The sequence below is a fragment of the Streptomyces sp. NBC_00190 genome (assembly GCF_036203305.1).
In the GTDB taxonomy this organism is placed as follows: Bacteria; Actinomycetota; Actinomycetes; order Streptomycetales; family Streptomycetaceae; genus Streptomyces.
Genome location: NZ_CP108131.1, coordinates 7,424,153 through 7,437,106, shown reverse-complemented (window position 1 = coordinate 7,437,106; position 12,954 = coordinate 7,424,153). Strand labels below are relative to the sequence as shown.

The 12,954-nt window shown below is 71.5% G+C and carries 10 protein-coding genes; 6 read left to right on the top strand and 4 right to left on the bottom strand.

Annotated elements, in window-relative coordinates; genetic code table 11:
• Window positions 1–114: 114 nt before the first annotated feature.
• Window positions 115–2,196 carry a SpoIIE family protein phosphatase gene (locus tag OG429_RS34385; protein ID WP_328929159.1) on the bottom strand — a complete coding sequence of 694 codons (2,082 nt, stop codon included), beginning with the start codon at window positions 2,194–2,196 and terminating at the stop codon, window positions 115–117.
• 274 nt (window positions 2,197–2,470) lie between these two features.
• Here OG429_RS34385 and OG429_RS34380 point away from each other — a divergent pair, with 274 nt between their 5' ends.
• Together OG429_RS34380 and OG429_RS34375 are read left to right on the top strand one after the other, a co-directional pair.
• Window positions 2,471–3,700, top strand: coding sequence for a serine hydrolase domain-containing protein (locus OG429_RS34380; protein WP_328930512.1), 1,230 nt, complete (start codon window positions 2,471–2,473; stop codon window positions 3,698–3,700).
• Between the two features lie 118 nt (window positions 3,701–3,818).
• A complete protein-coding gene (locus OG429_RS34375; protein ID WP_328929158.1) occupies window positions 3,819–5,444 on the top strand; it encodes an AMP-binding protein in 1,626 nt (541 codons plus the stop codon).
• A gap of 25 nt (window positions 5,445–5,469) precedes the next feature.
• Here OG429_RS34375 and OG429_RS34370 read toward each other — a convergent pair whose 3' ends face one another.
• From OG429_RS34370 to OG429_RS34360, 3 genes are all read right to left on the bottom strand, one after another.
• Window positions 5,470–6,330 carry an MBL fold metallo-hydrolase gene (locus OG429_RS34370; protein WP_328929157.1) on the bottom strand — a complete coding sequence of 287 codons (861 nt, stop codon included), beginning with the start codon at window positions 6,328–6,330 and terminating at the stop codon, window positions 5,470–5,472.
• Window positions 6,331–6,520: 190 nt separating this feature from the next.
• A complete protein-coding gene (locus OG429_RS34365; RefSeq protein WP_328929156.1) occupies window positions 6,521–7,165 on the bottom strand; it encodes a DUF305 domain-containing protein in 645 nt (214 codons plus the stop codon).
• A 72-nt stretch (window positions 7,166–7,237) separates the two neighbouring features.
• Entirely contained in the window at window positions 7,238–7,651 is a 414-nt protein-coding gene (locus OG429_RS34360; protein WP_328929155.1) for a DUF6153 family protein, read from the bottom strand.
• Between the two features lie 223 nt (window positions 7,652–7,874).
• On the opposite strand from OG429_RS34360, the gene OG429_RS34355 reads away from it, so the two are divergent.
• The 4 genes from OG429_RS34355 (at window position 7,875) to OG429_RS34340 (ending at window position 12,941) form a co-directional block, all read left to right on the top strand.
• A complete protein-coding gene (locus tag OG429_RS34355) occupies window positions 7,875–8,618 on the top strand; it encodes a carbonic anhydrase (RefSeq protein WP_328929154.1) in 744 nt (247 codons plus the stop codon).
• A gap of 220 nt (window positions 8,619–8,838) precedes the next feature.
• A complete protein-coding gene (locus tag OG429_RS34350) occupies window positions 8,839–9,948 on the top strand; it encodes an alpha/beta hydrolase (protein ID WP_328929153.1) in 1,110 nt (369 codons plus the stop codon).
• Window positions 9,949–10,105: 157 nt separating this feature from the next.
• Window positions 10,106–11,161 carry a M4 family metallopeptidase gene (locus tag OG429_RS34345; RefSeq protein WP_328929152.1) on the top strand — a complete coding sequence of 352 codons (1,056 nt, stop codon included), beginning with the start codon at window positions 10,106–10,108 and terminating at the stop codon, window positions 11,159–11,161.
• A 277-nt stretch (window positions 11,162–11,438) separates the two neighbouring features.
• Window positions 11,439–12,941 (top strand): M4 family metallopeptidase, encoded by a 1,503-nt coding sequence (locus tag OG429_RS34340; protein WP_328930511.1) that lies wholly within the window; start codon window positions 11,439–11,441, stop codon window positions 12,939–12,941.
• Window positions 12,942–12,954 lie beyond the last annotated feature (13 nt).

Genomic DNA, 12,954 nt, shown 5'->3' with positions numbered 1-12,954 from the left:
CCGGTATGCCCGGCTGTGCGCCGGTCCTGTGTCCGGGACAAGCCTCGCACGGCCCGAGGGAGCCTCCCCACGCCGCCGGCAGGTCCGTACGGGCCGTCCGGCACCGGGACGGCCTCACTCGCCTCGCGGCATGCCGGGTGCACGGCTGACCTGGGCCAGGACCAGGACCGTGTCGTCGACGGGGCTGCCGTGGAGCAGGTTCGCGAGGATGCGGTCGGCCGCCTCCTCCATCGTGCCCTCGGCCCGGCGCAGTTGGTCGCGCAGGGCGTCCAGGCCGGCTTCGATGTCGCGGCCCCTGACTTCGATGAGGCCGTCGGTGTACAGGGCGAGGGTGGCCCCCTCCGGAAGGTCCAGCTCCGTCGTCGTGAACGGGATCCCGCCCACTCCCAGCGGCACGGCCGCGGCGGCGGCCACCGTGTCGACCGTGCCGTCCGGGCGGCGGACCAGAAGCGGCGGATGGCCCGCGTTGGCCATGCGGGCACGCCCGGTCGCCGGGTCGTAGAGGAGGTAGAGGCAGGTGGCCAGCTCGATCCCGGCTTCGTGCGCGCAGTTGTCGAGTTCGGCGAGCAGCGCGCCGGGATCGGTGTGGTGCCGGGCCAGCGCCTTGGCGGTGATGCGCAGCCGGCCCATGGCCGCGGCCGCCTCCACCCCGTGGCCCATCACGTCGCCGACGACGAGGGCCACCCGGTCTCCGGGCAGGCTGATCACGTCGTACCAGTCACCGCCCACCTCCGTGGCATGGCCGGCCGGCAGGTACCGGTGGGCCACGCGCACATACGGTCCGGCCCCCGTGGCGCCGGGGAGCAGGGCCCGCTGAAGGGTGAGCGCGATGTCCTGGACCCGGCCGTAGAGGCGTGCGTTGTCCAGGCACAGCGCGGCGCGGGAGGCCAGCTCGGAGGCAAGGGCGAGGTCTTCCTCCGTGAAGGCGGGGCGGGCACCGGACCTGCCGAACATGGTGACGCCCTGCACCGTTCCCCTGGCGACGAGCGGGGCGATCAGGATGCAGGCCAGCCCGCTGCCCCGCAGCAGCTCGGCGCGGTCCTGGTGGGCGACGGTCCGGGTCACGAACTCCTCGTTGACGGGGACCGAGAGCGGGCGTCCGGTCAGCAGGATGTCGTGGATGGCGGAACCCGGCGGGTAGGTGACGCGTTGCAGCCCGCCGACGAGTTCGTCGGCGGGCGGGGGCAGGCTGGTCCCTGCTCCGATGCGGCGGGTGATCAGCGGCCGCTCCGGGTCAAAGGCCTCCCCCTCGTCCATCCACTCCACGAGTTCCACGACGGAGCCGTCACAGAATTCCGGGACGACGGTCTCGACCAGTTCCCGTGCGGTGACGTTCAGGTCCAGGGTGGTGCCGATCCGGCCCGCGGCCCGGTCCAGCAGGGCGAGCCGTTGGCGGGCCGCCGTGGCCTCCAGAATGGCCTGCTCCCGGTCGGTGACGTCGACCAGCAGCCCGCCCACGCCGGGGCGCGTGTCGCCGGCCCCGCTGAGCGCGAAGAGGCTCACGGACCGGACCTGGTCGCGGTCGGGGCGGCCCGGTGTGCGCAGGCCCACCAGGGCCCCGACCACGGGGCGGCCCTGCTCGGCGACGGTCCGTAGCGTGCGCTCGAACTCGCCCTCGTCGGACGTGAGCATGATCTCCGTCATCCGCCGGCCGAGGTGCTCCGTGATGGGCATGCCGTCCATGTCGGCCAGCGCCTGATTGAGGTGGACGTACCGCAGCTGTTCGTCGAACATGACCAGGCCGATCGGGCAGGTCTCGAACAGTGCGTCGAGGAAGGTCAGGTTCGTCTTCACCCGGTCGAGTTCCGCGCCCTTGCTGGCCAGGCCCATGATCACGGAACCGCCGCCGGGGCCCGTGACGGGGAAGACCCGGAAGCCGCAGTCGAAGACCGTGCCGTCACGGTGCGCGGCAGGCATGCGGACCCGCCAGTAACCCAGGGTCCGGGCGCGCTCCGCCAGCTGCGCGGCCGCGGCCGGACGGCCCGCGGGCGGGTCGGGGAACAGGACGTCGGCCGACGCGGTCAGCACGGCTTCCGGCGGGTATCCGAACAGGGTTTCGGCGCCGGGTCCCCAGTACCGGACGCGGCCCTGGTCGTCGAGGCCGAACACCGCAACGGCCACGTGCTCCAGCAGCGTGCCCGGCTCCGACCACAGGAGGCCGGGAGACCGCTCGCCCCCTGGCGGATCCGTCGGCACCAGACGCCCCCTTTCGGGCTTCCCGGCTTCCCGTCAATTCTGCCCCTTCCCCGTCCGGCGGACCTCCTGTCGGGATGAGGCGCCCGGCCGGACCCGGCGGCGCAGGCGCCGGCGGCCCGTGCCGCCCCCTCGCCGACGCCGTCGGTCGCGGATGCCGCTGTCGATCTTCCATAAGGTCGGACCGCCTCACGGCCGTCGGCCGCGCGCCGGGGCGCGCGGCCGACGGCCGTGAGGCGCCCACCCGGTACCGACTGAGTCGAGGAACGACGTGCTCCTGCCCTTGAACCGACGTCTGGCCCTTGGTGCCGCCCTGCTGGCCGTGGTAGCCGGGGCAGCCCCGGTGAGCGCCGCCCACGCCGCCGGGGCGGCCCGTGCAGCGCAAGCCGCCCCGCCCGCCCCCGACCTCCAGGGCCTGGTCCAGGCGCTGCGGAACACGACCGCCGCCGGGGCGCCGGGGGCGGTGGGCCGGTTCACCGGCCCCGACGGTGTCCGGAGCGAGACGGTGGGCGTACGCGACAGGGCCACGGGTGCGGCCATGAACGCCGGGTCCCGCTTCCGGATCGGCAGCGTCACGAAGACGTTCTCCGCCGTGGTGCTGCTGCAGCTCGTGTCCGAGCAGAAGATCCGGCTGGACTCCCCCGTCAACCACTATCTGCCCGGTCTGCTGCCCGACGACCGGATCACCGTGCGCCACCTGCTGAGCCACCGCAGCGGGCTGGCCGACTACACGGACACCATGTTCGCGCGGACCGTTCCCGGATTCGAGGCCGTACGCACGAAGGTGTTCGGTTACCGCGAGCTCGTGGACCTCGCGCTGAAGGAGCCGAGGACGACCGCTCCGGGCGCCGCGTACGCGTACTCGAACACCAATTTCGTCGTCGTCGGCATGCTCATCGAGAAGGCCACCGGCCACTCGCTGGCCACGGAGTACGAACGCCGCATCATCAAGCCGCTGGGCCTGCGCAACACCTCCTACGTGCACCCCGGCACGCGGATCGACGGACCGCACGTGCGCGGTTACCTGCACCCCGACGAGGCGGGCGCGCCCCTGGTCGACTCCACCGAGCAGACCGTTTCCTGGGCGCAGTCCGCCGGGGCGATGATCTCCGACCCGGCCGATCTGAACACCTTCACCTCCGCGCTGCTCGGCGGCAGGCTCCTGTCGGCCGCGATGCTGGACGCCATGCTCGCCATGGCCCCGGTCGACGCGACCCGGACCCGTTTCTACGGGCTGGGGCTGCGCCGCTACGACCTCTCGTGCGGCACGTCGGTGTACGGCCACACGGGTACCGTGCAGGGTTACTACACCTACGCGTTCGCCACCCGTGACGGCCGCCGCAGCCTCGCCGCCATGGCGAACACCTCGAACAGGGGTGCGGCGAACACGGCTCTGGGCGGCACGCTCGAAGCCGCCTTCTGCGGCAAGCGACCCGCGTCGGCCGGCACGCGCGGCTTCGTCCTCTCCCCCGCCGAGGTCGACCTGCCCGAGCACAACGCGCGCTGAGAGTGCCCGAGTACCGCCGCCCGGTCCGGGGGGTAGCCCGCGGACCGGGCGGCGGGGATCATGAGAGGACGCCGGCCCGCCGGGAACCGCGCCCCGCCACCGAACCCAGGAGATACGTGTGTCCTCCGCGTCGAGTTATGCGTCCGGTGTCTGTGACGTGCCGCTGCTGGGCGACACGATCGGCGAGAACCTGGACCGCACCGTCCGCCGGTTCCCCGGTCACGACGCCCTGATCGACATGGCCGCCGGGCGCCGGTGGACGTACGCGGAGCTGGCCGCCGATGTCGACTCCCTCGCGCTCGGGCTGCTGGACCTCGGCATCGTCAAGGGGGACCGGGTCGGGATCTGGGCGCCGAACCGCGCCGAGTGGACGCTGGTCCAGTACGCCACCGCCAGGATCGGGGCGGTGCTCGTCACCGTGAACCCCGCCTACCGCTCCCACGAACTGGAGTACGTCCTGCGGCAGTCCGGGATCCGGCTGCTGGTCGCGGCGGAACGCTTCAAGACCTCCGACTACGCGGGCATGATCGAGGAGGTACGGCCGCGCTGCCCGGAACTGGAGTTCACGGTCCTGTTGGAGGGGCCCGGCTGGACCTCCCTGCTGGAGCGCGGCCGCCGGGGCGACCCCGCCGACCTCGCCCGGGCACAGGCCTCGCTCAGCCCGGACGACCCGATCAACATTCAATACACCTCGGGGACCACGGGCTTCCCCAAGGGCGCGACCCTCTCACACCACAACATCCTCAACAACGGCTTCTTCGTCGGCGAGTTGTGCCACTACACCGAGCAGGACCGGGTCTGCATCCCGGTGCCCTTCTACCACTGCTTCGGCATGGTGATGGGCAACCTCGCGTGCACCAGCCACGGCGCGGCCATGGTGATCCCGGCGCCGTCGTTCGATCCGGCGGCGACCCTGGCCGCGGTCGCGGCGGAGTCGTGCACCTCGCTGTACGGGGTCCCCACCATGTTCATCGCCGAGCTCGCGGACCCGGGCTTCGCTTCGTACGACCTGTCCAGCCTGCGGACGGGCATCATGGCGGGCTCGCCCTGTCCGGTCGAGGTGATGAAGGAGGTCATCGACCGGATGGGCATGGCCGAGGTGTCCATCTGCTACGGGATGACGGAGACCTCGCCCGTGTCGACGCAGACCCGCGCGGACGACTCCGTCGAGCGCCGGGTGTCGACCGTGGGCCGGGTCGGCCCGCACCTGGAGGTGAAGGTCGTCGATCCGGGGTCCGGGCGGACCGTGCCGCGCGGGGAACCGGGCGAGCTGTGCACCCGCGGCTACTCGGTGATGCTCGGTTACTGGGGCGAGCCGGAGCGCACCGCCGAGGCCGTCGACGCGGCCCGCTGGATGCACACGGGCGACCTGGCGGTCATGGACGAGGACGGCTACCTGAGCATCACCGGCCGCATCAAGGACATGGTCATCCGCGGCGGGGAGAACGTCTACCCGCGCGAGATCGAGGAGTTCCTCCACGCCCACCCGGACATCCTGGACGTCCAGGTCATCGGCGTACCGGACCCGAAGTACGGGGAGGAGCTGATGGCCTGGGTCCGGATGCGCGAGGGCGCCGAGCCGCTGACCGCCGCCGGGGTACGGGCGTACTGCGACGGCCGGCTCGCCCACTTCAAGATCCCGCGCTACGTCCACGTCGTGGACGAGTTCCCGATGACGGTCACCGGGAAGATCCGCAAGATCGAGATGCGCGAGACGGCGGCCCGCCTGCTGGGCCGCCCGTGACAGGAGGCCAGGGCCTGTCTGTCGGTCAGGAGGTGTACACCACGATGAAATCGCCGCACGGGTGGGAGCCCGGCTGTCCCGCGGTCTCGGCGAGGGCCTGGCGCAGGGTGCGCAGATGCGCCGCGGTGAGCTGGAGCGGAGGCTCGTCCGGCTGGTAGGTGGTGCCGCGGGGATAGTCGGTGTCCGCCGTGGTGGTCATCTCGATGTGGCAGCCGAGGACGTGGGTGACCGGCCTGGTCGCGCAGAAGTCCAGGAGCCGGTCCACGGTCTCGGCATACGCGGCCCGGTCTTGCACGTAGAGCCGCCCGGGGTAGAGGGAGTCGCCGGTCAGCAGGAGGCCGGTGTGCCGGTCGTAGAACACCACGGCCGCGGAGTGGTGGCCGGGGCCGGGGACGAGGTCGAGGATCCGCCCGCCCAGGTCCAGTTCGGCCGTACCGTGCGGCCAGCCTTCGAGCCCGAAGTGGGCCGTGACCTCGTCCAGGACGTGGCCGACGACCGTGGTGCCGGGCCTGTCGGTGAACTGCCCGTCGGCCGCGATGTGGTCGCCGTGGCCGTGGGTGTGGGTGACCGTCAGCCCGTACTGCGCGCGGGGGTTGCGCACCAGCCAGTCCTCGATCAGCGCGTCGACCGTCGCGCGCAGCGGGAAGTGGCCGGGGTCGGAGGTGGCGCCGGTGTCGATGAGCAGCGCGCTCTCGTTCCCGAAGAGGAGGAAGAGGAAGGGTGCCTCGTAGTGCACGGACTTGTTCTGGCGCAGGATCACCGTGTTCTCGGTGTACGCGTGGATCTGGATCTCGGGGAAGGGGTCGTGCTTGGGCGACGGCCAGCCCGCGTGCCACACGGTGTCCAGGCTGCCGGCGACCGGGGTGTCAGCAAGGAAATCGATCACGGGTCCAACCTATCGCCACGGCGGGCCCTGGCGCGGCCGTCCCCGTCATGGCGGCTCGTTCCCACAGCGGAGCCGCTGTGGTGAGGATGTCCTGGAGCGGCAGACCTCACCTACAGCAGCTCCGCTGCCTCGTTCACCTGCCTCGGCGAACGGCCCGGACGCCCGGCTGAACGGCGTCGGGCGTCCCGGCTCAGTTCTTGCCGAGGAGGCCGTTCATCCTGGCGATCTCGGCGGTCTGCGAGGTGATGATGGCCTCGGCCATCGTCCTGGCCTCGGGGAAGGTGCCCTGGCCCTGCTCCGTCTTCGCCATCGCGACCGCGCCCTCGTGGTGCTTGATCATGAGTTCCATGAAGGCGGTGTCGAACGCCTTCCCGGAGGACTTCTCCAGCTCGGCCAGCTGCCCGGCGGTCATCATCCCGCCGCCCGCGCCGTGGGCGGAGTGGTCCATGGCGCCCTCGGCGGGGGCCTGCTCACCCCACGAGGCCAGCCACCCGGAGAGGGTCCTGATCTCCGGGTCCTGGGCCTTCTTGATCTCCGCGGCGAGCTGCTTCACCTCGGCCGACTCGGCCCGGGAGGGGGCGAGGTCCGCCATCTCCACGGCCTGGCGGTGGTGGGGGATCATCCCCTTGGCGAAGGCGACGTCGGCGGCGTTGTGTCCGCCCTGTGCGGCGGACGAGGAGGCCGACGGTGCCTTCGGGGCCTGACCGTGGTGCGCGGCGGCGCCGTCGTCTCCCGCGCCGCAGGCGGCGAGGACGAACGAGGCGGCGCCGACGGCCACGACCGCCGCGGTGCGGCGGAAGGCGGTACGGCTGAACGGGGAACGGTTCTTGCTCATGGTGATGCGACTCCTGGGTGCGTGAGGACATGGCGGAGCACGACGGCCCGTGGGGGTGCCGTGCGGACCGCTCTAGATCCGCAGGAGTTGCAGTTCCGCCAGGTCGGGCGGCGCGCGCCCGCTCTCGGCCGAATCCGGCGCGCGGGTGGCGAGTGCCCCGGCCGGGGACGCGCCCTGGAGGGCGGCCACGAGCGCGGGCGGCGCGTACGCCGTGACGATCCCGGTGGCGGCGCAGGTGGCGTCGGCGTGATGCACGAACCCCTGTCCGCCGGCGGTGTGCGAGCAGTCCGCGCCCGCCTGATGTCCGGACCCTTCGTGGGTCGCCGCCGTGGCGTGGGCACCGGACGCGGTGGTGTGCGCCCGGGCGGTCATCCCGCCGGTGCCCAGACCGTGCATGGCCAGCACACCGGCCAGTACCGCGAGCACCAGCAGCAGGCGGCCGGGCCCGGCAGGGCGGCGACGCGTCGGCTGCGGTGCGGGGATCACGCGCTCATCCTACGGCCAGGCTCCGGACGCACCCGACCGGCCCGCCGAGCCGCGCCTGAGCCGCGGCCGACGCGCGGGCGAACCGCGGGCGAACCCCGGCCGTGCCGTGCCGTTCCCGCATGATGAGATCATCCCGATCCCATCCGGCCTGCTCCCGAGCGGATCACGCCATTACGTCCGGCACGTCAACTTCCTTCCGCATATGGCGGGTTACGGTCCGGCCATGGATTCGAACACGCGCAGACCCGCAGCCTTCTCACACAGCCGCCGCACCCTGCTGCGCACCGCCGTGGCCGGTACGGCGGCCGCCGGAGCGGGCCTGGCCCTCGGTCCGGCCTTCCCCGCCTCCGCCGCCGCCCGGGAGCCGGAGACCACGGACCGCCCGGTCACTCCCGCCCAGGCGCTGCGCAGGCTGGCGGCCGGAAACGAGCGCTGGCGGACCGGGGACCAGGAGCACCCGCACGAGTCCGCGGCCGTGCGCCGCCGCCTCGTCCAGGGACAGCACCCCTTCGCGATCGTGCTCGGCTGCGTCGATTCGAGGGTTCCCCCGGAGCTGGTCTTCGACCAGGGGCTGGGCGACCTGCTGACCGTACGCTCCGCGGGTGAGGTGCTCGACGAGGCGGTGCTGGGAAGCATCGCGTACGGGGTCCTCGAACTGCGCATACCGCTGGTTCTCGTACTGGCCCACCAGTCGTGCGGGGCCGTGGCGGCGGCGGTGCACGCCGACGAGACCGGTGAGCCGCTCCCCGCGCACATCCAGTACCTGGCCGACCAGATACGGCCGTCCATCGACCACGGCCAGCACGGCGAGGCCCGTGTGGACGCCACGGTGAACGCACACGTACGGCGCGTCAGCCGCCGACTCGCGGCCGAGCCGGACCTCGCCGGAAAGGTGGCAGCCGGCGAACTGGCCGTGGTGGCCGCCCGCTACGAACTGCGCGACCAGCGCGTCCGCACCCTGTCCTGACCCCTGTCCTGACATCTGTCCTGACGGCTGTCCTGACCCCGGCGTGACTCCATACGGCTCTCTCCCGGCCCTGCCCCGACGGGCAAGAACGTCCGAAATCCGAACAGTCCGTCGGGCAACGGATCAGACTGAAGGGCGCTCTACCCGGATGTGCACCCCAGAGCGGTGCCGCCCGGCGACGCCGCCCGGGCCGAAACGTGACAGAGAGTCATCCTGATCCATGAGTCTGACCAGTACCACGCTCCTTGTCTCCGCCGTGCTCTGCACGGCACTGATGTTCGCCGCCACCGTGTGGCTGTGGCCGCGCCTGGCGCGGCGGAGCGGGCGGGCGGTCCTGGGCCGGATCGGGCTGATCCTCACCGTGCAGGCGCTGCTGCTCGCCTCGGTCGGCCTGACCGCGAACCGGACCTTCCTGCTCTACGGATCGTGGAGCGAGCTGCTGGGCCGCAAGAGCGCGCCGGCGCTCATCGCCCAGGACTCGGGCGATTCGGTCGTGAAGGTCCTCGGCAGGCAGCGGCCGAAGGTCCCCGGCAGCGGGGCACCCCAGTTGAGCGGTGAGATCGAGAAGGTCATGGTGCAGGGCCGGCTGTCCAAGGCAGCCAATCCCGCCTACGTGTACCTGCCGCCGGAGTACTTCCAGAAGGGCAACGAGAAGCGGACCTTCCCCGCCACCGTCGTACTGACCGGCTTCCCCGGGATGACGGAGAACCTGCTGGAGAAGCTCCCGTACCCGAAGACCGCGTGGACGCAGGCCAAGCAGAAGAAGATGCAGCCGATGATCCTCGTCATGATGCGGCCCACCGTCGAGCCGACGCGCAACACCCAGTGCGTGGACGTCCCGGGCGGACCGGCCAGCGAGACCTTCTTCGGCACCGACCTGCCGCAGGCGCTGTCCGGTACCTACCGGATCACCCCCTCACCCCGCGGCTGGGGCATCATGGGCGATTCCACCGGCGGCTACTGCGCGCTGAAGGTCGCACTGGAGCATCCGGAGAGCTATGCGGCCGGTGTGGGCCTGTCGGCGGACTACAAGCCCGAGCTGGACAAGGACTCCGGAGACCTCTTCCACGGCAACAAGGACGAGGAGAAGCGGGCCGACCTGCTGTGGAGCCTGGACCATCTGCCGCAGGGCAACTCCTCCTTCCTGGTCGCCACGTCCCTGCAGGGCGAGGAGAACTACCAGCCGACGCAGAAGTTCGTCGAGAAGGTGAAGGCGCCCGCGCGCGTCTCGTCGATCACCCTCGACCACGGCGGGCACAACTTCATCACCTGGGGACGGGAGATCCCGCCGAGCCTGGAGTGGCTCAGCGGCCGCCTCTCCGCCGAGTGAGGGCGCGGCGGGTGCGGTGCCGATCGGGGGAATCAGGTGTGACCGGATAGGGGCGGACTGGTGGCGAACTGCCCGGTAGATGGGCCTGGCGCAGGGGGCCGGGGTGCGCGAGGATCACGCCCTCACCAGCACCACATCCCGTCACAGGAGGATGTCCATGCCTCGCCGCACACCCCGCGGCCTCACCGCCGCGGCCACCGCCACCCTGGCGCTGGCCACCCTGACTACCCTGGCCGGACCGGCCTCGGCGTCCGGGAACTCCGCTGCCGCGCCGCTCCCCCAGGCCCGCATCTTCATGGTCAACCCCGTCCAGTCCTCGGGGGACCAGACCCTCGTCGACGCCAAGGACTCCGCCGGGGCCGTGCCCGCCTCGGCCTACACCACGGCCGCCCTGCGGGGCCTCGACGGCAGCGGCCGGCTGTCGGGGAAGTGGGCGTACGTCAGATCGGACACCGGCGCCTCGGCCAACCTCGCCGACGTCGGCGGCTACAACCGCAGCGACGACCAGTTCGAGCAGGTCATGGCCTATTTCTGGGTCAACGAGGCGCAGGAGTACCTGCAGTCGCTGGGCTTCGGGACAGAGCTGCCCGGGGCCAACGACCGGGCCCAGCCGGTCCGCATCAACCAGTGGGGGTCCGACAACTCCTTCTTCACCGACAAGAAGAACGAGATCCGCTTCGGCAAGGGCGGGGTCGACGACGCCGAGGACGCCGAGGTCATCGTCCACGAGTACGGCCACGCGGTGCACGAGGCGCAGGTACCCGGCTTCGGCACCTCCCCCGAAGCCGGTGCGATAGGCGAGGCCTTCGGCGACTACCTGGCCGTGGCGGTCGGGTCGCACGCGGCCGCCGCCTACGGCTGGCCGCAGCGGGCGGACCTGGCCTGCGTCGCGGACTGGGACTCGATCGCCTACAGCGCCGCCCCGCACTGCCTGCGCCGCGTCGACGGGAACAAGGTCTACGGCGACCTCGAGGGTGAGGTGCACGCGGACGGCGAGATCTGGTCCCGCGCGCTCTTCGACATCCGCGGCGCCCTGGGCGCCCGGACGGCCGACCGCGTCATCGTCAACGCGCAGTTCGGCTTCGCGCCGGGCACCTCCTTCCAGGACGCGGCGCTGACGACGATCGCCACCGCCGAGCGCATGTACGGCAAGAGCGCCGCCGACGCCGTGCGCGCCGCGTTCAAGGCCCGTCAGATCCCCGGCATCCAGTAGCAGCCGGCCGCTTCCCGGGCGCGGTTCACCACCGCGTCCGGGGAAACGGAATGTGCCATTTTCGGTCGCTGAGCGAACATCGATCACCTGTCTTCGGACAACAAATGGTCAAATCCTTGCTGCATACCTGTCATCTACACGCTCCTTCCTGGCAATCTCAACCGCCTAGCCCCCCACGGCATTTGAAGGAGTACGAGTGACCCCCACGTCCTCATCCCGCACCTCCCGCAGCCGCACCCGAGCGCTGCGCGCCGCCGCCGTCGTCGCCTCGGCGGCCATGGTCGCGATCTCCGTCCAGAGCGGCTCGGCCAACGCGTCGGCCGAGCGCGAGGCGGGAGCGACCTCGCTCGCCCTGACCTCCGGCGCACGCGCCCAGGCGATCACCGCGGCCCAGAGCACGGCGGCCGACACCGCGCGGGCCATCGGCCTGGCCGACGACGAGGGCCTCGTGGCCCGTGATGTGATCAAGGACGCCGACGGTACGGTGCACACGCGCTACGAGCGCACCTACACCGGACTGCCGGTCCTCGGCGGCGATCTGGTGGTCCACCAGAAGAAGGACGGCAGCCGCAAGACCACCAAGGGCATCGAGGCCCGAATAGCCCCGGCCGCCGCCCGCACCTCCCTGAAGGCCGCGCCCGCCGGCGCCCGTCAGGTCGTCTGGGCCGCGAGCGGCAAGCCGGTCTTCGCCTACGAGGCCGTCGTCACGGGCACCCAGCCCGACGGCACGCCCAGCGAGCGCCACGTGATCACGGACGCCGCCACCGGCGCCGAGCTGTACTCGTACGAGGCCATCGACACCGGCACCGGCACGAGCCAGTACTCCGGCAGCGTCACGGTCGGCTCCACGCCGAACGGGTCGGCCTACGACCTGACCGACGGCGGCCGCGGCGGCCACAAGACCTACGACCTGAACGGCGGCACCAGCGGCACCGGAAGCCTCTTCACCGACGCCGACGACAAGTGGGGCGACGGGCTGGTGTCGAACCGTCAGACCGCCGCGGTCGACGCCCATTACGGCGCTGCCGTGACCTGGGACTTCTACAAGTCCGAGTTCGGCCGCAACGGCATCGCCGGCGACGGCAAGGCCGCCTACTCCCGCGTCCACTACGGCAACGCCTACGTCAACGCCTTCTGGGACGACAGCTGCTTCTGCATGACCTACGGCGACGGCGCCGCCAACCAGAAGCCGCTCACCTCCCTGGACGTCGCGGGCCACGAGATGAGCCACGGCCTGACCGCCTCCACCGCGAAGCTGAACTACAGCCGCGAGTCGGGCGGTCTCAACGAGGCCACCAGCGACATCTTCGGCACCTCGGTGGAGTTCTTCGCCAACAACTCCAGCGACGTCGGCGACTACCTCATCGGCGAGAAGATCGACATCCGCGGCAACGGCAGCCCGCTGCGTTACATGGACAAGCCCAGCAAGGACGGCGCCTCGGCCGACTACTGGTCCAAGTCCGTGGGCCGGCTCGACGTGCACAACTCCTCGGGCGTCGCGAACCACTTCTTCTACCTGCTGTCCGAGGGCAGCGGCGCGAAGACGATCAACGGCGTCTCCTACGACTCGCCCACGTACGACGGCTCGACGGTCACCGGCATCGGCCGGACCAAGGCCTACAAGATCTGGTACAAGGCGCTCTCGACCTACATGACGTCCACCACCGACTACGCGGGGGCGCGGACCGCGACCCTGCAGGCGACGGCCGACCTGTACGGCTCGACCGGCGCCGAGTACCAGCAGGTGGCGGCCGCCTGGAAGGCCGTCAACGTCAAGTAGCGCACACCTCGGC